This is a genomic window from Tenacibaculum sp. TC6 (assembly GCF_050606265.1).
Classification (GTDB): Bacteria; Bacteroidota; Bacteroidia; order Flavobacteriales; family Flavobacteriaceae; genus Polaribacter.
In genome coordinates, this window is the sequence record NZ_JBOCUK010000008.1 from 17737 (window position 1) to 41629 (window position 23893).

Consider the following 23893-nt stretch of genomic DNA (forward strand, 5'->3'; position numbering starts at 1 on the left):
TTATGAAAAAAGCACTGGTACATGATTGGTTTTATACCAATGCAGGAGGAGAAAAAGTCGTTCAGTCGATAACCGATGTTTGGAGTGATTTTGATTACTTTTCATTGATAGACTTTTTGGATGAAAAAGACCGAAATGCTATTTTAAAAGGACAAGCATCTACTACCAGTTTTATACAAAAATTACCGGGAGCTAAAAAGAATCATAGAAAGTATTTGCAATTTTTTCCATTAGCCATAGAAAGTTTTAACGTAAGCGATTACGATGTCATAATTTCATCATCATCTGCAGTAGCAAAAGGAATTTTAACGCACCAAAATCAATTACATATTTGTTATTGTCATTCTCCTATGCGTTATGCTTGGAATTTGTATTTTGATTATTTACAAAGTAAAAACCTACTCACCGGAATTAAAGGATGGTATGCAAAATCAGTATTGCACAAAATACGCCAATGGGATGTTATTAGTAGTAATAGGGTAGATTACTTTATAGCTAATTCCCACTATATAGCTAAGAGAATTCAAAAAATATACCATAGAGAAGCTACTGTAATCTATCCGCCTGTAGATACCGATTCTTTTCAATTGCAACACCAAAAAAAAGAATACTATGTAGCGGCGTCAAGGTTGGTTTCCTATAAGAAAATAGACATTATTATAAACGCTTTTAATGAACTTCCGGAGAAGGAATTGATAGTAGTAGGTGATGGACCGGAAAGAAAAAAACTAGAAAAATTAGCAAAAAACAATATACGTTTTACAGGAAAAGCAAGTAAGGAAGCTATGGTAACTTTGTTGCAAGAAGCAAAAGCATTAGTATTTGCTGCCGATGAAGATTTTGGTATTTTACCGGTAGAAGCGCAAAGCTGTGGAACCCCGGTGATAGCTTATAAAAAAGGAGGATTATTAGAAACGGTTATAGAAGGAGAAACGGGGGTGTTTTTTGAAAAACAAAGGATTGAAGATGTAGTAAAAGCAATAAGTAGTTTTGAAAAAAAAGAATTTGATGCAGAAAGAATAAGAAAAAATGCATTACGTTTTAGCAAACAACGTTTTGAAAGAGAAATAAAGGAATTTGTAGAAGCAAAAATAAAGGAATTTTACTCTTGAAAAAAAGATACTCAAAATACATAAATCTGATATTTTTAATCATAGACGTATTAATAATCTGCGCTGCTGCATTTCTCCAAAATGATGCAGAATATACCAATCCATACTTTTTAGGATATTCTATATTGTTTTGGATAATTTCTTCTTTATTTACTAAATTTTATGAAGTATACAGATATACCTCATTTTTTAGAATAGGAAACCTTTTAATAACACAAGCGTTAATTTTTACCTTGGGTTATTTTTCTTACTTCTCTGTTTTTAGAGAAGGAATAGTGGTAAATAATCAAGCAAAGTTTTTAGTAATGCTTTTTACAAGTGTTACTTTTTTTAAACTCTTAGGATTATATCTTCTAAAAAAATACAGAACCTACGGAAAAAATTATAGAAAAGTAATTGTTTTAGGAAGTGATAATTCAGCCAAGAAAATAATTGAAATCTTTAAAAAAGATAAAGAATTAGGGTATCAGTTTTGTGGTTTTTTTACTGATAAAGAAAAAACAACACCCGAGTATTTAGGAAAAATAAAGAAGAGTTTTGCTTATATAATAAAAAATGAAATAGACGAAATTTATTGCTCTTTAACGGAATTAGATGAAAAGGAAGTGAAAAAAATAACAAAATTTGCTACTAAGAATAATAGAATCATAAAACTTATTCCTAATGCCAATGAGTTGTATAATAAAAATATAACTTCAGAATTTTATGGCGATTCCACCTTGGTGTTGAAGGTGAAAAAAATGCCTTTTGAGCTTATTGAAAATAGAATTATTAAAAGAATTTTTGACATTTTATTTTCGTTTTTCGTTTGCGTATTTATTTTATCATGGCTGTATCCAATTCTTTTTATTCTAATTAAATTAGAATCCAAAGGCCCTGTGATTTTTAAACAAAAAAGAGAAGGATTAAACGGAGGAGACTTTATTTGTTACAAATTCAGGTCAATGTATGTAAATAGTTTAGCAGATGAAATACACGCCAGTAAAAATGACAATAGAATTACTAAAATAGGAGCTTTTCTCAGAAAAACAAGTTTAGATGAATTTCCTCAGTTTTTTAATGTTTTGTTAGGTTCCATGAGCGTGGTAGGCCCTCGACCTCATATGAATGAGCAATCCGGAAAATTCACAAAAGAAATAACTAACTATATGAAAAGAAAGGCTGTAAAGCCGGGGATAACAGGGTTGGCACAGGTTAGTGGTTATAGAGGGGAAGTGAAGAAAAAAAAAGATATAGAAAACAGAGTTCGTATGGATATTTTCTACATTGAAAATTGGTCTATAGGATTAGATTTTAAAATAATAACGAAAACAGTGGCTAACATTTTTAAAGGAGAAGAAAAAGCGTATTAAGTTGAAGGGACAAGTTAACATATCAGCATCAATAGTTTTATATAAAGAAAGTTTAGATGAATTACAATTAACTATAGATAGTTTTTTATCTATACCGGTTTCAAAAAAATTATATTTAATTGATAATACAAAAAATGCTCGTTTCAAAAACGTGTTTAAAAACAGTGAAATTGATTATATTGAGAATAGAAAGAATGTAGGTTTTGGAAGAGGACACAATCAAATATTAAACTATATCGATAGAAATTCTGAATTTCATTTAATACTCAATCCGGATGTTATTTTTAGAGGAATGATTATTCTTAAGCTTTGTGAAGAGCTTAGCAAGGATAGTGAATTGGCAATGATAGCACCAAAAATATTATTTCCAAACGGAGAATTTCAATATTCATGTAGAAGATACCCTAGTATTATCGAATTGTTTATAAGAAGAATAAGCCCCTTAAAATCGCTGTTTTCTTACATAATAGAAAAAGGTCAGTATGCAGATAAAGATTTATCGTTACCATTTTATCCTGAATATTTAACAGGATGTTTTCAATTATATAAAACATCCGATTTTGTAAAGCTAAATGGTTTTGACGAACGCTACTTTTTGTATATGGAAGACATAGATATCTGTAAAAAAATTGATGCAACTGGGCTAAAGAAAATGTATTATCCATTGGAGCAGGTATATCATAATTTAAAACAAGAATCTTCAAAAAAAATTAAGCCATTATTTTATCACATAGTTTCAGCTATTAAATATTTTAAAAAATGGGGGTTTAGTTAAGGGTTACTTACTGTTGAGCTCTAATAAAACAGGTTAATTTGTACAAGATAAAATTTTTTTATTTTTAGTCTTGTACAAAAGGGAAAAATAATTTTTGTACAATGTTTTATAAAAAAATAAAACTTTTGTACAGATGTGTACAATACATAAATATTAATTTTTTAGTCTTGTACAAGTTTTGATGAAGGAATAAATTATAACACTTGTGTTTTGAAAAGATAGAAATAATAAAAAAAGAGAGGCTTTTTAAGTGCTCTCTTTGTTGTTTCAAATATATTTGCACTAACAAAACAACACACATCAATGAATATTTTAATATTAGGTTCAGGAGGAAGAGAACATGCTTTTGCTAAGAAAATAGCAGAAAGTAATAAAATAAACCAATTATTTGTAGCACCCGGAAATGCAGGAACAGCTGCAGTAGCAACAAATTTAGATGTTAATCCTACAAATTTTGAAGCGATTAAAGAAGCTGTTTTACAATATAATATTACCATGGTTGTTGTAGGTCCTGAGGCTCCTTTAGTTGAAGGAGTGCATGACTTTTTCTTGGCAGATGAATTGCTGAAAAATATTCCGGTTATCGGACCTAAAAAAGATGGGGCTTTGTTGGAAGGAAGTAAAGACTTTTCTAAACAATTTATGGAAAAGCACCAAGTACCTACAGCAAAATATCAATCATTTACAGCAACAACACTTCAAGAAGGAAAGGCTTTTTTAGAAACATTAAATCCACCATTTGTATTAAAAGCGGATGGTTTAGCTGCCGGTAAAGGAGTTTTAATTATTAATGATTTAGAGGAAGCAAAAGCTGAGTTGGAAGAAATGCTGTCTAACCAAAAGTTTGGAAATGCTTCTTCAACAGTAGTTATTGAGGAGTTTTTAGATGGAATTGAGTTGTCTGTTTTTGTATTAACAGACGGAAAAAACTATAAAATATTACCTTCAGCAAAAGATTACAAGAGAATAGGAGAAGGAGATACCGGTTTAAATACCGGAGGAATGGGGGCAATTTCACCGGTTCCTTTTGCAGATGATGCTTTTATACAAAAAGTAGAAGAACGTGTAATAAAACCTACGGTAAATGGTTTGCAAAAAGAAGGTATTGATTATAGAGGCTTTATTTTTATAGGATTGATGAATGTAAATGGAGATCCGTTTGTGATTGAATATAATGTTCGTATGGGAGATCCGGAAACTGAAGTTGTATTACCAAGAATCCAATCAGATTTAGTTGAGTTATTTGAGGGGGTTGCTAACCAAACGTTGGAGAGTAAGTCATATGAGGTAACTCCACAAACAGCTGTTACCGTTATGCTGGTTTCAGGAGGATATCCTGAAGCGTATGAAAACGGGAAAGAAATAACAGGATATACTAACGTTAATAACTCTACAGTATATCATGCCGGAACTAAAAAAACAGCAGAAAAAGTAGTTACTAACGGAGGAAGAGTAATGGCGGTAACTTCATTTGGAGATACTATAGAAGAAGCTTTAGAAAAATCGTATACAAGTATTGATAAAATATCTTTTGAGAATATGTATTATAGAAAAGATATCGGATTTGATTTAGTATAATATTGAGAGCTATACAAATGAAAAAACCCCTATCATATATTAATGATAGGGGTTTTTATTTCATAATAAGATTAAACCTTACTTACTTTTTTTATTTTTAGTATAAGAAAACTTATATTGTAAGTATAAATAAGCATCTCTAGGTAAAATTTTAATCCACTTTTTATGTTTTAAGAACCATTTAAAACGAATAGAATTAATTCCGTTGGTTAAATAACCGGCTATGAACGGATGAACGTTTAATGTAATATTTTTATGGTTTTCTTCACCATTTATTAATCGTTCTAATTCTGATTCAATTTTATCTATTAAAACTATAGGAGCTTCTACTTCTCCGTTTTTATTAGGATTCGGTTCTCTTGTTTTTATATGTAATTCAGGTCTTACACGTTGTCTTGTTATTTGCACCAAACCAAATTTACTTGGAGGTAATATTTTATGCTTGGTACGGTCAAAAGACATTGCTTCTTTTAAATGCTGATACAATTTTTGTCTGTTTTCAGCACTTTTCATATCAATAAAGTCAACTACAATAATTCCACCCATATCTCTGAGTTGTAATTGCCTGGCAATTTCTGAGGCAGCTATTAAATTGACTTCTAATGCAGTTTCTTCCTGGCTTAAGGCTTTGTTTGAACGGTTACCGCTATTTACATCAATAACATGTAAAGCTTCTGTATGTTCTATTACTAAATAAGCGCCTTTGCTCATCGAAACTGTTTTACCAAACGACGTTTTTATTTGTCTTTCAATGCCATATTTTTCAAAAATTGGCATTTGTGATTTATGAAGTTTCACAATATTTTCTTTTTCAGGATATATTTCCCGTAAATACTCTTTAATTTCAAGCACTAAAGCTTCATCGTTGGTTACAATACTTGTAAAAGAATCATTCATTACATCTCTCAAAATGGAAGATGCTCTATTTAACTCACTTAAAATTTTTGTTGGTGTATTAGTATTTGCAATACGTTTACACATGTTTTTCCAACGCTCAAGTGAATTTTGTAAATCTTTGTCAAGTTCTGCTACTTTTTTTCCTTCAGCAACAGTACGTAAAATAAGCCCAAACCCTTTTGGTTTTATGCTTTTTGCTAATCTTTTTAAACGTTCTTTTTCTTTATTATCAGCTATTTTTTGTGATACTGAAATTCTATTAGAAAAAGGAACTAAAACTAAATATCTACCAGCTATAGATAGCTCTGAACTAATACGAGGTCCTTTGGTAGAAATAGGTTCTTTTACAATTTGTACTAATAAATTTTGACCTGATTTTAGTACATCATTAATACTTCCGTCTTTGTCTATATCTTCTTCAGAACGAAAGTTTTTTAAAGTGAATTCTTTAAATTTACCTGTGCTTACTTTTTTAATGAATTTGTTTAAAGATTGTACTTGCGGACCTAAATCATGGTAATGAAGAAAACCATCTTTGGGATATCCGACATTTACAAAAGCGGCATTTAAACCGGTCATGACTTTTCCTATTTTTGCTAAAAAAATATCACCAACGGAAAATTTATTGTCGCTCGTTTCTTTATTTAATTCGATAAGTTTACCATCTCTTAGTAAGGCAAAATCAATATCAGAAGAATTGGAACGAATAATTAATTCTGTTTTCATCTGAATGTCGTTTTTATGCCTACGTATAATATACGAAGACGGATTAAAATTTGTAAACAGGTATTTTAAACCTTGATGTCAATGAACTTGTTAAGCTATAAAAGCAAACGAAAAAGTAAGCTACTGCTTACTTTTTCTTCTTATGACGATTTGCTCTTGCTCTTTTCTTTCTTTTGTGAGTTGAGATTTTTGATCTCTTTCTTTTCTTACCACTTGGCATAATTAAAATGTTTTTATAAAAGCCGAAAGCCCGGCTTTTTGGTTAATACTTTATTTACAGATACTTTTATTTCTTGCTTACTGTAACCTTAGTTTTCACACCTTCTGTAAACACTTTTGAAGGCTTGAAAGCAGGAATGTTGTGCGCAGGTATTTTTATAGTAGTGTTCTTAGAAATATTTCTACCTGTTTTCTCAGCTCTTTTTTTGATAATGAAGCTACCAAAACCTCTTAAATATACATTATCGCCGTTCTCTAATGCTTCTTTCACCTCATCCATAAACGCTTCAACAGTTGCTAAAACATCTGCTTTTTCAATTCCACTTTTATCCGAAATTTTAGATACGATATCTGCTTTTGTCATTATAAATATTTTTTTATTTGTTTTCTTTAAAATTTGAGGATGCAAATATATGATAATTAATCTATTCCGAAAAGTTTAAAACTAAAAATTACATATTATAAAAATACCCCAAGATTTTGAAAATCACTGGGGTATGTAATGTATTTTAACTTTTAAAAACTTTTATAGTTCTAAAATGAACCAAATGTCAGGGTTTTTAACGCTAGTAAGTTTAATGAGACCAAGGGTTTTACTTGATAATAATAAACCAGAAATCAGCATCACTTTCACTAGTTAATCTAGCAACATCTGGATTGATAGATTGTACTTTATAAGGAGACTTACTTATTATAAGATCTACCATAGGGTTTAAATGGGGCACAAAACTCCAATTCAAACCAGGAGTTTGTTTGCCTATACTAAGTAGTGTATCATCTCCTAACACACCTGAATAAGACATGTTATGGATAGCTACAAAACGACCTCCTAAGTCATAAACGATCTCACCGTCTCCAAAGGCAATTATATCTCCCAAAGGTAAAGTAGGGAAAACAGCATCGTGTGCAGTTTTTACACCATTAAACGATTGAATAAAAGAGGCTGAGTTAAGAGTAGGGTTAATTTGGGTTCTCCATACAAGTGACATATCTAATGGGCTTGCCACAATAGTAATTGAAAAGTTACCATCTAAAGAAACATATTTGTTTTCTGTTTTATTTAGCGTAAATTCAGAATACTTTGTACCATTTACGTCAATTGCTGGTGAAATTATAATTCCGTCTGAAGAAAAACCAACTCCAAAATTCAAATTGCTATTTCCTTCTAAGCTAGTAGCAAATCTAATAGCATTCTTACCATTGTATGAAAAATTGTATATTTCACCATCTATTTGGTAAGCTAAATGACCTGAGGAATTGTTTAAATAATTCTTCATATCCTGGTAGTTTTGAAAGTTTGTCCAATCTTCTGCTGTAGCCTTTTTAAATCTTACTTCAACAAAATCTCTAGAGGTTTTAAAAATAATTTCATCATTTTCAACACCATAATACATAAAGTTAAAATCACCTTTGTAACCACTACCACCAAAATTTGGTAAAGGAGCTGAATTGCCTGAATCAGATAACTCATGAAGCTCACTTTTCGTTGTAAATATTAAAGTTGTTGTAGTATTTAAGCCTATGGTATACTCGCTTTCAATAGGTGAAATATTATCATTAAAGTTACCTATTGTTTTAACTTTAGATTCATCTAAAAAATTAAATAAAAATGTATATCCTCCTAGGTTATTATTATCTGTGAAATATACTGTTTTCCATCCGTGTTCTGAAGAAAGAAGTAAGTCTCTTAATTCTTTCTCTCTCTGTTCCATACGTTCAGTAGGTGACTGGTTAAATAGCTCTTCTTTATTTTCACTACAAGATGTAAAGAAAAACGATAGAGCGAATAAAGCCAAAAGTATACGTATTTTAGTTATATGTTTTTTTATCATTTTTTATTATTTAGTGAATTCATCAACATTTTTTGCTACTAACTCTTGTAATTCATACAGGTCGATATTAAAGTTATCTTTATAGTATTTAACTACTATAGCTTCTTTTTTTCGGATATCTTCTTTTGCTTTATCGCTTGATATACTATTAACTAGGGTGTCATAATCCGCTTTATTTGAGGATAACATTGCGTTTATCATTTCTGCAAAATCTTCATGTTCATTGGCTCTTGCATAAGCAGAAATAAACCCTAATTCTCTGGCTTCAGCATTAGATATCTCGAACCATTGTCCTGTATAATCAGATGGGGTAATGTTTCTATAAGCTATTTCGTCAAAGGGTATTCTTTGATTTAAAATATGTATATATTCATGTTGAATTGTTCCAATGAATTTTATTAATTGATCTTTATTTTTATAATCTTGATTATCTACTTCAAAAAACACGATTCGCATTCCGCTTTCAGCTAAACCTAAAACAGAAGTTGCTCCACCAGGATTTATGTTTTGTCCTCCTACTAAGAGAATTTCTCTAGGTGCTATGTTTTTTATAAAGTTTTCACCACCTAATTGCGTGTATGGTTCAACCCAAACAGCTTTAATAGCTTCCATTGCAGGTTTGACATTTTCTATTAAAGGGGGATGTAAATATCTGTTTAAATCAACCTTTCCAGGTTCCCACTTGTATGAAACTTCAATGTTATAAGGAGTTGTATAGTTGCCTCTTAACCATATATCTGTTTCATTTAATATGGGTGTTGAAATGTCAATATTACTTGGTCCTAAATCATCCTCTTTTGTTACGCATGATGTGCAAATTAGCCCCAACACGCTAATGCTTAGTAATAATTTGTTTATTTTTTTCATACTATTTGTTTTATCTTGGATTTTGCTGTAAACCTCCACTTTGAGCTGTTAAAGGTATTTGTAGTTGTTTTCTTAAATCTTGTTTTTCAAGTACTACATTTGGTCCATTATCTAATTCGTGTGTAATACTTAAGTTAAAACGTCTTACGTCAAACCAACGGAAGCCTTCATGGTAAAACTGTCTTCTTTTAAACTCTGCTATAGCTTTGATAAAAGAAGCTTGTTTGTCATTCAAACCATAGGATGGTGTAAATTCATTAGCAACAACAGGGTAGTTTGCTTGAATATTAGTTTCTGTGAGTATATCACTACTCGGATCATAACCTTTTGTTTTGTTTCCTATATATCCGTTTAAGTAAATTAAGGCTTCATTATAATTTTCTAACATAACTGATGCTTCTGCTCTATTTAGTATTACTTCATCTTTATCAAACATTGTTTGTGCTAAAAAAGGGAAACCTATACCAGCACTTTCATTTGTATACTTAAAATATTCGTTATACTTAGGGGTGAAATAAGTGTACTGGTTGGATCTATAGGTGTCATATGCCCAATTCTTTTTAAAAGGGTTTGATGATCCTGTAAATAATTGAGGTCTTATTTTATCAACTGACAATCCAAATCGTGAAGATCTATGTCTTCTTGCCCATATTGAGTTTGTAGAAATAATTAATAAATTGACAGGCTCGTCAACACTGTTGTATAACATTGTTATTCCTGTTAAATTCATGTTTCCATAAGCAACCATATCTCTAGCTTCAGAAGCAGGATTAGTAACTACTCTATCTGCATGTTTAATTACTTTGTCCCACTGACCTTTGTATAAATAAAACCTGGCAGCAAATGCATTAGCAGCATTTTTTGTAAAATGAAATTTAGGAGAATTGTAATTGTCACCAACTATTGAAAGTCCCTCAATTAAATCTTTTTCTATTAAATCATATACTTCTTGCACTGTATTTCTTTTATAAGTTTTAAAAAGTACAGTTTCTGGTTCTAATACATAAGGAATTCCTAGGTCAGTAGAAGCTGTTGTTGCATCATAATGTTTTGCCCAAAAGTTGACTAACATAAAATGAGCATAGGCTCTGGCTAATAAGGCTTCTCCTTTTTGTTCATTCAAGTCAAACGTGTTTTTTAGTTCTTCAATAGAAGCTAGAGCTTGGTTTGCTTGCGAAATTGCCTCATAACATGCGTTCCAGTAGTTAACTGGTGAACCTCTTTCTTCTAAATTAGAGTCTTGCCATTGATATAGTTGTAAATCTAATTGCTCGACATTTGAGATATTACCTTTATCATCAGCATTATCTGACATTATTTCTGCCATCAAAGCATAATCTTGATCAGGGTATGCAGCTGTAATTAATTGAGAAACTTTATCAGGAGAATCAATTAATGTTCTATTATCTGGTAGTTCAGATAAATATTCACTACATCCTACAAAAGTGAAGACTAATGTAGCATATAATATAAAATTGTTTATTTTATTTTTCATACTATTATATTATTAAAATCCTAAGTTTAGAGAAAAAGTGTATTGTCTTGTAATAGGTAATGCAACCCCCCCTGTTTGGTAGAATTCAGGATCTTGTCCGTTGAGTCTGGAATCAGCATATAAAAGAAATAAGTTGGTTCCTTGAAGTTTCATTTTTAAATGTGATAAACCTAATTTTTCAACTAATTCTTTATTAAATGAATACCCTATAGATATGTTTTTCATACGTAAAAAATCCCCATCTGCTACTCGTTCCGTTGAATAATTATATGCATTGTAAACAGCTCTTAAGTTGGTGTTTCTTTGAAAAGCAGAAGGGTCTGGTACTACAGGAATATTAGTTATATTCTCATCACCTGGGTTAAGCCATCTATTTACATGGCTCTTTGAGAAAATACTTGTATCAGAATAAGTTGAACTAAATACTGGATTTAATCTTACCTTATTTCCTCCACTACCGGTTATTAAAACTCCTAAATCCCAATTTTTATAGGTGAAATTGTTTGAAAATCCAACTGAAATATTAGGGTTTACAGAACCTTCATATTTTAAATAATCTGTTAAGTTTTCATTGTTTTGAAAATCTAAAACAGAAGCTACCTCACCATCCTTGTTTATGAATTGAGGTATACCTTGGTTATTTAAACCTACAAATTGAAAAGAAAACATAGAGTTAATAGGATACCCTGTAACATTACCTCCAGTTTGATCTACTAAATCGAAAGCGATAGGAGTGTTATCTAATTTTGTAATTTCTTGGTCAAAATATGAGAAATTAATATTAGAAGACCATGTAAAGTTATTGGTTGCTATGTTTTTAGTGTCTAATGTGAATTCTATACCATAAGTTTCAACATCAGCGTTATTTCCTTGTTTTATAAATTGTCCGCCAATACCGGAAGTTCTAACAAAATCGATATTATCAAAAATATCTCTTTTGTAAACATCTGTTATTAAGTTAACACGGTTGTTAAACAACCCTAAATCTACTCCAATGTTAAATTCATATTGTTTCTCCCATGTTAATTCAGAGTTTTGTAGAGCAGATATATTTAAAAAATTCTCTCTGTCTGCAGGTAGAAGTCTATCTGCTATTTGACTTGTAAAAATAGCTAATGCATTTGTTGCATTCCCTGGAGTGGCTACTAATCCGTATGAAGTTCTAAATTGTAAGTTACTTATGGTTTTTGAGTTAGCTAAGAAATTTTCTTTGCTGGCATTCCATTTTGCACTTATAGTTCCTGTAGGCAACCATCTTGAACTGGTACTTCTACCTTGCCTGTTAGAACCATCATATCTACCTGTTAAAGAGAAAACATATTTATCGTCATAAGAATAAGTAGCTTTACCAAAGAAAGCTACTGTTCTTTCTCTTTCTTTAGTTAATCCAAAATAAACATCTCCTCCGTTTATTAATTTTTCAAGAATTCTAGGGTCTGTAAATGCTGTTAAACCATTGTCGTATTGTAATCCATATCCTGTAAAGTTGTCAGAATTTCTATTTACAAATCTAATTTCCTGCCCTAATAAAGCATTAAAATTATGTTTACCATTAAACATGCTGTCATATTTAAAGCTGTTTCTAGCATAAAAAGTTGTTAGATAGTCATCATTTTTAAAGTAGATACCACCGTTTGGTAAAACAGCAACAGGTAAAGCATTAGGATCTGTAGGGTCTTGGTATAAAAAGATATTATCATCTCTTAAAACAGTGGAAGAATCAGCATTGTAAGCTCTAACCACATTTGAATTTTCTCTTACATTATGTTCTCTTACAGTGTTAACAAAACGACCAGCCCCATTAAAATCATAGGTAATATTGTCTGTTATTTTATAAGAAGCATCTAATTGGAATCGAATATCTCTTTGATTAATATCAATAAAATTATTTGCTATTTCTTCTAAGATATTAAAATCAGCCCAGTTATTTCTGTAATATTCATATCTACCAATATCGTTATATGGTCTTAACGTTCTAGAGGTATTTAAGGCATAACTAAATGGATTGATATCAAATTCACGAGATATGTCTCCTGTTACTGGGTCTGATTCTCTACTGAATGTACCAGGTGCTTTTTGTTTTCTTATAGATGCGTTTACAGCAAAAGTAGCATTGAACTTATCGGAAAAATAAAAGGTGTTTTTTAAATTAGTTGTAAAACGAGTTACTTTATCAGCAATAGTCCATCCCGGATCATGTAAAAAACTTACAGATGCATAGTAGGAGTTACTTTCACTACCACCAGAAAGGTTTAAAGAATGATTTTGCATTAAAGTATTATTTCTAAATAATGTTTTAAACCAATTAGTGTTGGCTAATTCATATTTACGTAAAAAAGCTTCTCTAACTTCAGGTGTATTTCCTAATTCAAACATTCCAGTTGACTCATTATAATTATCTAAAGCAGTAGCTCTGATATAATAAACACCACCATATCTGCCTCTAGAAACACTAGGTAGTTGGAAAAAACCTCTACTTTCATTTTCTCTAAAGATAGCCATACTTTCCTTTGAGTTTAATAAGTCAAAGTTGTTATATGAAGGTATGTCGCGTATTGTTTGTTCTAAATTATAGTTTAGTTTTAATGGGGAGTCTTTTCTGCCGGATTTTGTTGTAATAACAACTACTCCGTTACGAGCTCTAGCTCCGTAAATAGAGGTAGCAGAGGCATCTTTTAAAATGTCTATTTTTTTAATATCATTAGCATTTATACCGGCTATGGAAGAGCTTATTAAGGTAGAAGGATCACCAGAGGTAAGTTGATCAAAATTTTGTTCAATAGTATCTTCTTGAACAACACCATCTATTACATAAAGAGGCGTGTTGTTGCCAAAAATAGAAGAAGAACCTCTAATAGTAATATTTGGAGCAGTACCGAAAGTTCCAGAAAGGTTTTGGATATTGACTCCTGCAACCCTACCTTCTAACATTCTAGTTACATCTAGAACTCCATCTAATTTTAGATCATCTATTCCAACAGAAATAGCAGAACCAGTAAAGGTTTTTTTGTTAATTTTGTCATAACCGGTTGCAATTACTTCAATTTCATTTAGAACATTTGAATCTTCTTGCATGATTAGGTTAATAGTACTAACCCCTTTAACATTGCGTTCAACCGTTTGCATACCGATATAGCTAAATACCAGAATGTCATTTTCATTGGTTTTAATACTAAAATTTCCATCAAAGTCAGTTTCTGTACCTTTGATAGAGTTTTTAATCAGTACTGTAACGCCTGGTAAAGGTCCTGATTTATCAGAAACAACACCAGTTACAACTTTTTGCTGAGCAAATAAATGATGCAAAGCAAATAGACAAAACAGTACGAGAGTTTTCGTAATTTTGGACATAAATTGTTTGAATTAAGTTAAAAATTTTGTTTTCTTTAGTTACTCGTTAAAAGTTTAAAAAATAAGGGAACAACCAAAGTATAAAACAAATATAAAATTATTTTCCCTACTTAATGTTTAAAAAAAGCAATAATTAAACTATTTTTTAAACAAAAAGGGTGGTTTTTTTTGAAATTTTACAAAAAAATTTATGATTTTTAACAAAGAGTTAATAAAATGGTATTTGCAAAACAATAGATCTTTGCCTTGGCGAGAAACTAAAGATCCTTATGTTGTTTGGCTTAGTGAAATTATGCTACAACAAACAAGGGTCTCACAAGGGTTGCCATATTTCTTAAAGTTTACAGAAGCCTTTCCAACTGTTTTTGATCTTGCGAATGCTGATGAAAGTTTTGTGTTGAAATTATGGCAAGGATTAGGGTATTATTCAAGAGCTAGAAACTTGCATTACACCGCAAAATATGTAGCAAATGAATTGCAAGGAATTTTTCCGAATTCATACAAAGAGCTGGTTAAATTAAAGGGGGTAGGAGATTATACAGCTTCTGCCATAGCCTCGATATGTTTTAATGAACCGGTAGCTGTGGTAGACGGAAATGTTTATCGAGTTTTATCACGTTTTTTTGGTGTAGAAACTCCTATTAATACAACAAAAGGAGTTAAAGAGTTTAAAGAGTTGGCTCAAAACGTACTTAATACAGAAACTCCCGGAAATTACAATCAAGCGATTATGGATTTTGGTGCCTTGCATTGCAAACCACAAAATCCGTTATGTGATACTTGCATGCTATCTGAGGCATGTATAGCTTTTCAAAAAAATATGGTTAAAGATTTACCAGTTAAAGAAAAAAAAGTAAAAGTTAAAAATCGTTTTTTTAACTATATGGTAGTGGTTACTACTAATAACACAACTGTTTTAGAAGAAAGAAAAGAAAAAGGAATTTGGCAAGGTTTGTATCAATTTCCTTTAATAGAAACCACTAAAAATGTTAACATTCATGAACTTATCAGTACTCAAGAGTTTAATAAATTGTTTACTCAAGAGGTAACTGTAAAGTTATTTAATAAAGAAGAAATTGTTCACAAACTGTCGCATCAACATTTATATACTCAATTCTGGATTGTTAACACAAATGAAATGAGTAGCGCAATCATGGAATGGGAAGAGGTAATTGAAAAACCGGTACCCGTGTTAATAGAGAAGTTTTTAAACCAATACTTAAAGCTGCAAAAGTAATTTTTGTATATTTGATTTTACACAATAATTCAAGGCTATGGCAGGAACCATAAATAAAGTTATTTTAATTGGGCATTTAGGAGATGAGGTAAAAATGCATTATTTTGAAGGAGGAAATTCAATTGGTCGTTTTCCAATAGCAACAAATGAAACCTATACAAACCGTCAAACCGGAGAAAAAATCACAAATACAGAATGGCACAATATTGTAGTTCGCAATAAACTGGCTGAAATCTGTGAAAAATATTTAACAAAAGGAGATAAAGTATATGTTGAAGGACGCTTGAAAAATCGTCAATATGAAGTTGATGGACAAAAGCGATATACAACAGAAATACAAGTTCAGGATATGACGTTTTTATCAACTAAAAAAGATCCTAATAATAGCGCAATGCCACCGCAAATGAACCAGCCTCAGGTTTCTAATAACCCTAGTGTTCATGATAGTACACCACCATCATATGAGGAAGAAGATGATTTACCATTTTAGTCTAACGAAACTTTAAATTTTGGATTCAGAACCCGAACCTCTTTTAAATATACTTTTAAATATAGATTGGCTAACAACCTTGCATATATTGGTGTTGTTTACCTTGTTGATTTGTTCAGCATTAATTTCAGGAACTGAAGTTGCTTTCTTTTCTATATCACAAACTGAACTTGATAGTCTTTCTGAAAAAACAAAAGGAAAGAGTGTTATTGTGAAACTGCTTGAACGTCCCAGAAAATTATTAGGTACAATACTTATTACGAATAACTTTATAAATATTTTAATTGTACTCATATTTGCTTCATTAGGAGAGGTTTTTTTTAACGGACTTTCAGAAGGAGTACGTTTTTTTATTGAGGTGGTATTGGTTACTTTTTTAATCTTACTTTTTGGAGAAGTATTACCTAAAGTGTATGCAACCCGAAAATCATTACAGTTTGCAAACTTAATGTCTAAGCCAATTCAGCTTTTAAATACATTATTAACTCCATTAAGTTTACCACTTATAAAACTAACAACGGCTATTGAAAATAAGTTAGGAAATAAAAACAATAACTTATCTGTAGAAAAACTTTCTCAGGCACTGGAGCTAACTTCTGATAATGCAACAACCAAAGAAGAGCAAAAGATATTAGAAGGAATTGTAACGTTTGGAAACACAGAAACGGTTCAAATTATGAGACCCAGAACAGATGTTTGTGCTATTTCAAACACTACAAGTTATGAAGAAGTCCTTAAAATTATATTGAAAAACGGATACTCACGCAATCCGGTTTATAGTGATAATATTGATACCATTGTTGGAGTTTTATATGCAAAAGATTTACTGGAACATTTAAATAAAACCGAATTTGAGTGGCAATCATTGGTTAGAGAACCTTTTTTTGTGCCCGAAAATAAAAAGTTAGATGATCTGCTTAAAGAATTTCAAGACAAAAAAAATCACTTAGCTATTGTAGTTGATGAGTATGGAGGAACAAGTGGTATTGTTACTTTAGAAGATGTTATTGAAGAAATAGTTGGAGATATAAACGACGAGTTTGATGATGAAGATTTATCATACTCTAAGCTAGATGAAAATAATTATATTTTTGACGGAAAAATAACTATTAAAGATTTTTGTAGAGTATTAGATGATGAAGATGAAGAAAAGTTTGAAGAAGCAAAGGGAGAAAGTGAAACTTTAGCAGGATTTATTTTAGAAGTATCCGGAAAGTTTCCTAAAAAAGGAGAGAAAATAAATTTTAGTAATTATACGTTTACTATTGAAGCCTTAGATAAACGACGTATAAAACAAGTAAAAGTTACCAGAAATGCGTAAAATACTGTTGCTTTTTGTAGCAATAATTTTAATAAGTTGTGGTGAAGAAACCATACCCAAACCCAAAGCATATTTAAGTTTAGAATACCCTGAACAGGAATACCATATACTAGGAATACAACGACCTTATACTTTTGAGGTAGCTGATAATACCGCTATAAAAGAGTTGCCTAAAAATTGGTTAAATGTTCAATATCCGGAGTTAAAAGCATCGGTTGATATTACTTACCGACCGGTTAATAATAATTTGAGAGAGTTATTAATTGAAGCTGAAAAATTAGTGTTAGAGCATACGGTAAAGGCAGATCATATTTCATGGATAGATTTTACAAATGATACCCATAAAGTTTACGGGAAAATGTGTGAAATAGCAGGTAATGCAGCCTCACAAGTACAATTTCATGCAACAGATAGCACTAAACATTTTATAAAAGGTTCTTTGTTTTTTTATGTAAAACCAAATTATGATTCTATTTATCCGGCAGTAGAGTATGTAAAAAAAGATATGATTAGAATGATGGAAACGTTGCAGTGGAATAATTAGAAAATAAAAAAGAGACCACAACATAATTGTAGCCTCTTTTATAAAATTACAGTTCAATTTCATCTGCAATAATTCTTAGCACATCAATTTCCGGAAGGACTGTCCTTATTTGCATACAGATGGCTTTGAATTGATCATCCGTTTTTAATTTTGACCAAAGACGTTTAATATAAGTATCAAAATGCTCTTTTTTGTTTTTGGCAAAATCAGGAACTTCTTTTATAACGGTTAAAATTTGTTTTATGGTTTCCTTCCCTTGAGCTATTTTGGTTTTAATCGGTTCTTGCAGTTGAATTAGAATTAAGTGAGCTTTTTCTAAACATTCAGAGCTTAATAAAAATTGCTGACGCTTTTTGTGCTGAATGTCTTTTAGCTTTAAAGAGCTAATTTGATTTTGAAGAATACTAAATTCACTAGCTTCGGTATAGCCAAGCTGTTTTAGCATTTTTTCATTATCTAGTAACCACTCATCTAATGAACTGAAGAATTTTGATGATTTATTACGGAATAATTCAGAGATTAAAACCACTTTCATAATTGAAGTTTCAAAGAAAGTGTGTTTTTCTAATATACTTGTTCTCATGTGAATAAATTTAAGCTAAACATTTCATCTATATGATGTTGTTATTTGTGATGTATGATGGTTCAAAAATGAAGAAAAACAATATTATTCGTATGTTAAAACATCGGTATACGATCCGTCTTCATTAGCTTCTGTAGTCCACTCCATATTATCATTATATACATTCATTTTAATGGTAATTAAGTTACCTGATGCATTAATGTCTTTTAACTTCTGTGTTTCTACTATAACAGGAATGTCAGACATAACAGGTCGTAATGCGTCAAAATCAGTTTTAACCACTAATAAATCATTTTTTTCATATTCCTGATAGCTGGTAATTCCTTCGAAATAACTGTACGTATTTTTAGCAAAATTGATTGTTTGTTCCGTAACAAAATTGTTAACAATATCTATAGAGTTAGTATCAATACTTTGAAAGTCAAAAACAAATTTCTTTGAAGCTTCATTAATAATAGGAATTACCTTTTCTGTAACGTCAATAGGAGTTGTTTTTTTGTAAAAAGTCTCATATGAGCTATTAAAGGCATGTTCGTAAATTTCGTTCATTTTTATTTCAGTAACATTGGCATAAGGAGAAAAGTTTACGGTGTCAATGGCTACCGGAATATTGAGTTCAATGTTTTTCATTCTAATATTTGGAACCGAAAAATGTTTTAGCATTGGGTCGTTTAAATATTCTTGTGCAATGACTAAAGTTTCTAAATCAGACTGAACTTTTGCATTGGTAATTTCTTTATATATGCCGCCTAAATAATCTTTTAAAGTAATCATAATGGTAATTTTTAGAAAGGAAACCTCTTAAGAGGTTTCCTTTTGTAATTAGAAATTAAGTTTTATCCCGCAGTTGGATTCGCACTTTCAGTAATTAGCTCTTCCATAATATCAAGCACTTTACTCATGCCAGGAGGCATTTCGTCTTGTACAGCATGAATTCTGATATTCATACTATAAAGTCTGTTTGCTTCATCGGAGTTGCTAGATTTCTTTTTATAGGCGTAACTTCCTTTAAAATTCATTCTCCCGAATCCCCAACGCAAATTTACATTGGTGCTAAGGTTTAAATCGTGAGAAGTATCGGTTGAAGATTTGGTTACACTAGAGATTTTTGCATTAAAATCAATAGTAGTTTCTGCTACTCTAATAAAAGGAATAGGAACAATAGCTAATAAAGGTGTGGTAAGCGTAACATCATTTTCAGTACCATCAATTAGTTTCTTATAAATAAAGGTTACGTTTTTTATATTACCTGAATCATCTAATCCTACTTCGTTTATAAAATCAACTGTAGATATTGCGGCTGCGGCCTGAGCATCTACTACCGCGGTAAGCGGTTTTCCTAACATTGCACTAAAATTAATATTGGCAATTTCATTTGGACTTACTGGCATAATCTTTAACTTTTTTTAATTTTTTACCTACTCTTTTACATAAGGATTTTCGGTTTTTTCCTTTTGTTTGCGATTTAGTTAGCTACACTATTTCGCGTCATTTAAGCTTAAAAAATGGAAGTTATGATTAACTACGAAGCAAAGATACAACAAATGTTTTATTTAAACAACAAAATACAAAATTATTTTGTGTTTTGTTGTGTTTTTGGTTGTATTATGTTTAAAATAAAGATTTGCGTAGAGTTGTTTTTCTAATGTTTGTAAAAAGTTAGAATGAAGTCAAATAAAAACCGACAAGTTTGACTGTTATACCAAACTTATCGGTTATAAAATTAGTACGATTTTAAAAATTAGGTACAGTTATTTGTAATTGTACATAACAAATTACAAGTAAATGATTGTTTAAAAAACTATTTGCGAACAATTTTTCTACTTTGCAACCATAAATAGAATTGCAATCCAAATAAAATAGCTCCTGCCAATAAATGTGTTGCTTGAGTTCCTAATGGGAATTCAGCGTAATACATTAAAATTCCTGTTATGGTTTCTAAGAAAATTAAAAATACAATCCAATTAACTAATTTGTAACCTAAATTTTTTACCTGATTCAAATAAAACATACCAAGATTTACTAAAACAATAGCAATGGTAAATGAACGATGAAAGTAAAATTTAAAACTAGGATTCATTAAACTATACTCTTTATTTTCAAAGCCAAATAATTTTACCTGCTCATCAATAAACTGTCTAACTTGAGTTCCCATAGCAATTTGCACTAATGAAAAGACTACAGAAACAATCAGTAATTTTGTAAATAAAGAATTATAGGTATAATTTTTATTCTCAGAGTTATGGTTAGAAATTATAAAATATAACCATAACAACAGTGCAACTATTACTAAACCACCTATCATATGTATGGTAATAATAGTTGGTTTAAGGTTAGAATCAACAACGGTTTTACCCAACCAAGCTTCAAATAACATTAAAAAAAATGCGCCGTAAGCTAGTAAAGGAATTGTTTTGTTTTCTTTCCAAAACTTACTGGCAGTGTATACTAAAAATAAGAAAACAAAACCAGCTAAAACAGAAGCTAAACGATTTATGTATTCCGTCCAAGTATGATACTTGTTAAATGTTGCATAGTTGTGTTTAGTGTATTTATTCCAATTATTCAGGTTAAACTCTTCAGTAGTTTTTAGGTCTTTTTCAGCTACAAACAAGGCTTCATCTTTAACGATAATCATTCCTTTTTTATAACTGGTGTTAGGTTGCCAGGTAATTTGTTCTTCTGATGTAGGAGGAATATAATACCCAAAACATTTTGGCCAATCTGGGCATCCCATTCCGGAACCTGTCATACGAACAACCGACCCTGCTAAAAAGATTACATATACTGAAATTATTGAAATTTTTACGATAAGTGGAAAGTGCTTTTTCACGAGAAAGTATCTAATGTTAAACAATTAAATCGGTTTTACAAAGGTACGTAAAACACAAATAAAACAGCTCTTGCCTTTTTAATTAAACACAAAAAACGCCTAACAAATGTTTAGGCGTTTTTAAGTAGTATTATGATGTGGTAATTTATACTTGTTTTACCTCAATAATTTTTACCGGACATGCTTTTTTTGCTTCAGAGGAAGCCTCAAAAATGCTATCGTCATAGGATTTAATAGTGTAAAATCCTTTTTTTTCAGTAGCGTGTAATAACACAGATTTTCCGTCTTTTTTAGACATCTGAAATTGTGCCGGAGCTAGTTCTACACAATAATTACATCCAATACATTTATTTCGTTGTAAGGTAATAACGACCATTAGTTTTGAGCAAATTCTGTTTTTACAATTTTATAAAGCTTGTCTGAAGGGCGAATTCTGAAGTCTAATTTAATTGTAACTTCATCTCCCTTTGTAGCATTTTGAGCTTGTTTATCATTTACAAACATACTTTTTAATTCCATTTCTTTTGCTCCGGTTGTAGGTCCTGTAATTAAAATAGTATCTCCAACAGCTAAATCATATGCTTCAATTTTAAATTCACCAATTTCAGCTTTAGGGAAAAAGTGAGTACCTTTTCCTAAATATACTTTTTTTTGCGTAGCATGAGAGCCCGGATCTTTACTCCATTCACCTAATTTTTGTCCTAAGTAATACCCATTCCAAAAACCACGGTTATATACTTTTTCAAGCTCTTGCATCCAGCTAATTACTTTTTCTTTGTCATAGGTTCCGTTATGTAAACTGTCAATAGCATCACGATAACACTTAATTACTTTGGCTACATATTCTGGAGCACGACCACGCCCTTCAATTTTTAATACCTTAATTCCGGCGTCGGCAACTTGGTCTAAGAAATCAATCGTACACAAGTCTTTTGGAGACATAATGTACTCATTGTCTAATTCCATTTCAAAACCGGATTCCTGATCAATTACGGTATATTTTTTACGACAATTTTGTTTGCAAGCCCCTCTGTTGGCTGATGAGTTATGTGAGTGTAGGCTCATATAACATTTTCCGGAAACGGCCATGCACAAAGCACCGTGACCAAAAATTTCAATTTCTACCAAGCGCCCTGAAGGCCCTTTAATTTCTTCTTTTTCAATTTGTTCGGTAATCTTTTTAACCTGGCGTAAACTTAATTCTCTACTTAATACAATAGTATCAGCAAACATAGCATAAAACTTAACCGTTTCAATATTGGTAATATTTATTTGGGTTGAAATATGCACTTCCATATTTTCAGCTCTTGCCATGGCAATTACTGCCTGATCCATAGCAATTACTGCTGTAATATTTGCTTCTTTAGCTCTTTTGATTAAGGTTTTTACAATGGATAAATCATGATCGTATACAATGGTATTTAAGGTTAAATACGTACGAACATTTTTTTCTGAACATCTGTGAGAAATTTCTTCTAAATCATCTAAGGTAAAATTAATAGAAGCACGGGCACGCATATTTAATTGCTCTACACCGAAATATATAGAATCACATCCGTTATCTAAAGCTGCTTGTAACGATTCAAAATTACCAGCAGGTGCCATTAACTCTATCTTTTGCATTACTTTTTAAATTTTAAAGCTTCTGAACGTCCTTTTTTGAATATTTTATTACTTGCGTGTTTTCCTTTACGTAATTCTTTTTGTTCTTCGTAGGGTAAGTGAATTATTTCCTGACATTCAGAAGAACACGTATTTTCCATTTGTTCGGCACATTCATCACACTGAATGAATAATAAGTGGCAACCTTCATTAGCACAGTTAGTATGTGTATCGCAAGGCTTACCGCATTGATGACAGTTAGAAACTACATCTTCAGAAATACGTTCGGCACGTCTGTGATCAAAAACAAAATTTTTACCTAAAAACTTGTTTTCTAAACCTTCGGATTTTACCTGGCGTGTGTATTCTATAATACCTCCTTCTAACTGAAAAACATTTTTAAAACCCTTATGTTTATAGTAGGCAGAAGCTTTTTCACATCGGATACCTCCGGTACAATACATTAATAAGTTTTTATCTTCTTTGTGGTTTTTTAAATCTTCTTCAATAATATCTAATGAATCTCTAAACGTGTCAACATCGGGTGTGATGGCTCCTTCAAAATGACCTATTTCACTTTCGTAATGATTACGCATATCCACGCAAATGGTGTTAGGATTTGCTAACATTTCATTAAATTCTTTGGCAGATAAATGCACTCCTTTGTTTGTTACATCAAAAGTATCGTCATTTAAACCATCGGCTACAATTTTATCTCTAACCTTTACCTTTAATTTTAAAAACGATTTATTATCGTGCTCAATAGCTACATTTAAACGAATTCCGTTTAAAAAGGCAATGCTATCTAACTGCTTTTTTAAAGCATTGAAGTTTTCTGCCGGTACAGATATTTGAGCATTGATTCCTTCATAAGAAACATACGTTCTACCTAATACTTCCAGTTCATTCCATTCTAGGAATAACTTATTTCTAAATAGGGTTGGATTTTCTATCTTATAATATTGATAGAATGAAATAGTAATACGGTCTTTACCCGCATCATCAATTAATTTTGCGCGTTCTTTAGCGCTTAACTTGTTGTACAGTTGCATGCTATACCATTTAAGTTAAACAAAATA

21 protein-coding genes are annotated in these 23893 nt (G+C 31.0%); 8 read left to right on the plus strand and 13 right to left on the minus strand.

The window, feature by feature from the left end:
• Nucleotides 1–2 precede the first annotated feature (2 nt).
• From ACQY1Q_RS06335 to purD, 4 genes are all read left to right on the plus strand, one after another.
• Nucleotides 3–1112: a glycosyltransferase gene (locus ACQY1Q_RS06335; RefSeq protein ID WP_431004452.1), complete on the plus strand. Its 1110-nt coding sequence runs from the start codon at nucleotides 3–5 to the stop codon at nucleotides 1110–1112.
• Nucleotides 1109–2464, plus strand: coding sequence for an undecaprenyl-phosphate glucose phosphotransferase (locus tag ACQY1Q_RS06340; RefSeq protein ID WP_431004453.1), 1356 nt, complete (start codon nucleotides 1109–1111; stop codon nucleotides 2462–2464). The genes ACQY1Q_RS06335 and ACQY1Q_RS06340 overlap by 4 nt, the downstream gene beginning before the upstream one ends.
• A gap of 1 nt (nucleotide 2465) precedes the next feature.
• On the plus strand, nucleotides 2466–3239 hold the full coding sequence (locus ACQY1Q_RS06345) for a galactosyltransferase-related protein (protein ID WP_431004454.1): 774 nt from the start codon (nucleotides 2466–2468) through the stop codon (nucleotides 3237–3239).
• A gap of 303 nt (nucleotides 3240–3542) precedes the next feature.
• Nucleotides 3543–4817 (plus strand): phosphoribosylamine--glycine ligase, encoded by a 1275-nt coding sequence (purD, locus tag ACQY1Q_RS06350; RefSeq protein WP_431004455.1) that lies wholly within the window; start codon nucleotides 3543–3545, stop codon nucleotides 4815–4817.
• A gap of 78 nt (nucleotides 4818–4895) precedes the next feature.
• Here the strand turns inward: purD and ACQY1Q_RS06355 are convergent, their stop codons facing one another.
• The 6 genes from ACQY1Q_RS06355 to ACQY1Q_RS06380 all read right to left on the minus strand — a co-directional run bounded on the left by ACQY1Q_RS06355 (nucleotide 4896) and on the right by ACQY1Q_RS06380 (nucleotide 14204).
• Nucleotides 4896–6440 carry an Rne/Rng family ribonuclease gene (locus tag ACQY1Q_RS06355; protein ID WP_431004456.1) on the minus strand — a complete coding sequence of 515 codons (1545 nt, stop codon included), beginning with the start codon at nucleotides 6438–6440 and terminating at the stop codon, nucleotides 4896–4898.
• A 286-nt stretch (nucleotides 6441–6726) separates the two neighbouring features.
• The gene (locus ACQY1Q_RS06360) at nucleotides 6727–7023 is read right to left on the minus strand and encodes an HU family DNA-binding protein (RefSeq protein ID WP_431004457.1); all 297 of its coding nucleotides are present in this window, start codon (nucleotides 7021–7023) and stop codon (nucleotides 6727–6729) included.
• Nucleotides 7024–7252: 229 nt separating this feature from the next.
• Nucleotides 7253–8491, minus strand: coding sequence for a DUF4302 domain-containing protein (locus ACQY1Q_RS06365; protein WP_431004458.1), 1239 nt, complete (start codon nucleotides 8489–8491; stop codon nucleotides 7253–7255).
• Nucleotides 8492–8497: 6 nt separating this feature from the next.
• On the minus strand, nucleotides 8498–9358 hold the full coding sequence (locus ACQY1Q_RS06370; protein ID WP_431004459.1) for a substrate import-associated zinc metallohydrolase lipoprotein: 861 nt from the start codon (nucleotides 9356–9358) through the stop codon (nucleotides 8498–8500).
• Between the two features lie 10 nt (nucleotides 9359–9368).
• Entirely contained in the window at nucleotides 9369–10853 is a 1485-nt protein-coding gene (locus ACQY1Q_RS06375; RefSeq protein ID WP_431004460.1) for a RagB/SusD family nutrient uptake outer membrane protein, read from the minus strand.
• A gap of 12 nt (nucleotides 10854–10865) precedes the next feature.
• Nucleotides 10866–14204: a SusC/RagA family TonB-linked outer membrane protein gene (locus ACQY1Q_RS06380; RefSeq protein WP_431004461.1), complete on the minus strand. Its 3339-nt coding sequence runs from the start codon at nucleotides 14202–14204 to the stop codon at nucleotides 10866–10868.
• A gap of 190 nt (nucleotides 14205–14394) precedes the next feature.
• On the opposite strand from ACQY1Q_RS06380, the gene mutY reads away from it, so the two are divergent.
• Genes mutY through gldD form a run of 4 tightly spaced genes read left to right on the plus strand, consistent with a single transcriptional unit; the run spans nucleotide 14395 to nucleotide 17796 of the window.
• A complete protein-coding gene (gene mutY, locus ACQY1Q_RS06385) occupies nucleotides 14395–15441 on the plus strand; it encodes an A/G-specific adenine glycosylase (protein WP_431004462.1) in 1047 nt (348 codons plus the stop codon).
• A 37-nt stretch (nucleotides 15442–15478) separates the two neighbouring features.
• Nucleotides 15479–15931 carry a single-stranded DNA-binding protein gene (locus ACQY1Q_RS06390; RefSeq protein WP_431004463.1) on the plus strand — a complete coding sequence of 151 codons (453 nt, stop codon included), beginning with the start codon at nucleotides 15479–15481 and terminating at the stop codon, nucleotides 15929–15931.
• Nucleotides 15932–15950: 19 nt separating this feature from the next.
• Complete coding sequence (gldE, locus tag ACQY1Q_RS06395) at nucleotides 15951–17252, plus strand: gliding motility-associated protein GldE (protein ID WP_431004464.1); 1302 nt, start codon at nucleotides 15951–15953, stop codon at nucleotides 17250–17252.
• A complete protein-coding gene (gldD, locus tag ACQY1Q_RS06400; protein WP_431004465.1) occupies nucleotides 17245–17796 on the plus strand; it encodes a gliding motility lipoprotein GldD in 552 nt (183 codons plus the stop codon). The genes gldE and gldD overlap by 8 nt, the downstream gene beginning before the upstream one ends.
• Nucleotides 17797–17842: 46 nt before the next feature.
• Here the strand turns inward: gldD and ACQY1Q_RS06405 are convergent, their stop codons facing one another.
• The 7 genes from ACQY1Q_RS06405 to ACQY1Q_RS06435 all read right to left on the minus strand — a co-directional run bounded on the left by ACQY1Q_RS06405 (nucleotide 17843) and on the right by ACQY1Q_RS06435 (nucleotide 23866).
• A complete protein-coding gene (locus ACQY1Q_RS06405; RefSeq protein ID WP_431004466.1) occupies nucleotides 17843–18379 on the minus strand; it encodes a hypothetical protein in 537 nt (178 codons plus the stop codon).
• 84 nt (nucleotides 18380–18463) lie between these two features.
• Nucleotides 18464–19153 (minus strand): hypothetical protein, encoded by a 690-nt coding sequence (locus ACQY1Q_RS06410; RefSeq protein ID WP_431004467.1) that lies wholly within the window; start codon nucleotides 19151–19153, stop codon nucleotides 18464–18466.
• A gap of 62 nt (nucleotides 19154–19215) precedes the next feature.
• On the minus strand, nucleotides 19216–19770 hold the full coding sequence (locus tag ACQY1Q_RS06415; protein ID WP_431004468.1) for a DUF2589 domain-containing protein: 555 nt from the start codon (nucleotides 19768–19770) through the stop codon (nucleotides 19216–19218).
• A gap of 410 nt (nucleotides 19771–20180) precedes the next feature.
• On the minus strand, nucleotides 20181–21212 hold the full coding sequence (locus tag ACQY1Q_RS06420; protein WP_431004469.1) for a COX15/CtaA family protein: 1032 nt from the start codon (nucleotides 21210–21212) through the stop codon (nucleotides 20181–20183).
• A gap of 145 nt (nucleotides 21213–21357) precedes the next feature.
• Entirely contained in the window at nucleotides 21358–21588 is a 231-nt protein-coding gene (locus tag ACQY1Q_RS06425; RefSeq protein ID WP_431004470.1) for a ferredoxin, read from the minus strand.
• Nucleotides 21588–22835: a peptidase U32 family protein gene (locus ACQY1Q_RS06430; RefSeq protein ID WP_431004471.1), complete on the minus strand. Its 1248-nt coding sequence runs from the start codon at nucleotides 22833–22835 to the stop codon at nucleotides 21588–21590. Before ACQY1Q_RS06430 ends, ACQY1Q_RS06425 begins: the two co-directional genes overlap by 1 nt.
• Entirely contained in the window at nucleotides 22835–23866 is a 1032-nt protein-coding gene (locus ACQY1Q_RS06435) for a rhodanese-related sulfurtransferase (protein WP_431004472.1), read from the minus strand. Before ACQY1Q_RS06435 ends, ACQY1Q_RS06430 begins: the two co-directional genes overlap by 1 nt.
• Between the last annotated feature and the right edge of the window lie 27 nt (nucleotides 23867–23893).

Coding starts and splice junctions, on each gene's coding strand:
- ACQY1Q_RS06335 (WP_431004452.1), top strand. CDS start 3: ATGAAAAAAGCACTGGTACATGATTGGTTTTATACCAATGCAGGAGGA.
- purD (WP_431004455.1), top strand. CDS start 3,543: ATGAATATTTTAATATTAGGTTCAGGAGGAAGAGAACATGCTTTTGCT.
- ACQY1Q_RS06355 (WP_431004456.1), bottom strand. CDS start 6,440: ATGAAAACAGAATTAATTATTCGTTCCAATTCTTCTGATATTGATTTT.
- ACQY1Q_RS06360 (WP_431004457.1), bottom strand. CDS start 7,023: ATGACAAAAGCAGATATCGTATCTAAAATTTCGGATAAAAGTGGAATT.
- ACQY1Q_RS06365 (WP_431004458.1), bottom strand. CDS start 8,491: ATGATAAAAAAACATATAACTAAAATACGTATACTTTTGGCTTTATTC.
- ACQY1Q_RS06370 (WP_431004459.1), bottom strand. CDS start 9,358: ATGAAAAAAATAAACAAATTATTACTAAGCATTAGCGTGTTGGGGCTA.
- ACQY1Q_RS06375 (WP_431004460.1), bottom strand. CDS start 10,853: ATGAAAAATAAAATAAACAATTTTATATTATATGCTACATTAGTCTTC.
- ACQY1Q_RS06380 (WP_431004461.1), bottom strand. CDS start 14,204: ATGTCCAAAATTACGAAAACTCTCGTACTGTTTTGTCTATTTGCTTTG.
- mutY (WP_431004462.1), top strand. CDS start 14,395: ATGATTTTTAACAAAGAGTTAATAAAATGGTATTTGCAAAACAATAGA.
- ACQY1Q_RS06390 (WP_431004463.1), top strand. CDS start 15,479: ATGGCAGGAACCATAAATAAAGTTATTTTAATTGGGCATTTAGGAGAT.
- gldD (WP_431004465.1), top strand. CDS start 17,245: ATGCGTAAAATACTGTTGCTTTTTGTAGCAATAATTTTAATAAGTTGT.
- ACQY1Q_RS06405 (WP_431004466.1), bottom strand. CDS start 18,379: ATGAGAACAAGTATATTAGAAAAACACACTTTCTTTGAAACTTCAATT.
- ACQY1Q_RS06410 (WP_431004467.1), bottom strand. CDS start 19,153: ATGATTACTTTAAAAGATTATTTAGGCGGCATATATAAAGAAATTACC.
- ACQY1Q_RS06415 (WP_431004468.1), bottom strand. CDS start 19,770: ATGCCAGTAAGTCCAAATGAAATTGCCAATATTAATTTTAGTGCAATG.
- ACQY1Q_RS06425 (WP_431004470.1), bottom strand. CDS start 21,588: ATGGTCGTTATTACCTTACAACGAAATAAATGTATTGGATGTAATTAT.
- ACQY1Q_RS06430 (WP_431004471.1), bottom strand. CDS start 22,835: ATGCAAAAGATAGAGTTAATGGCACCTGCTGGTAATTTTGAATCGTTA.
- ACQY1Q_RS06435 (WP_431004472.1), bottom strand. CDS start 23,866: ATGCAACTGTACAACAAGTTAAGCGCTAAAGAACGCGCAAAATTAATT.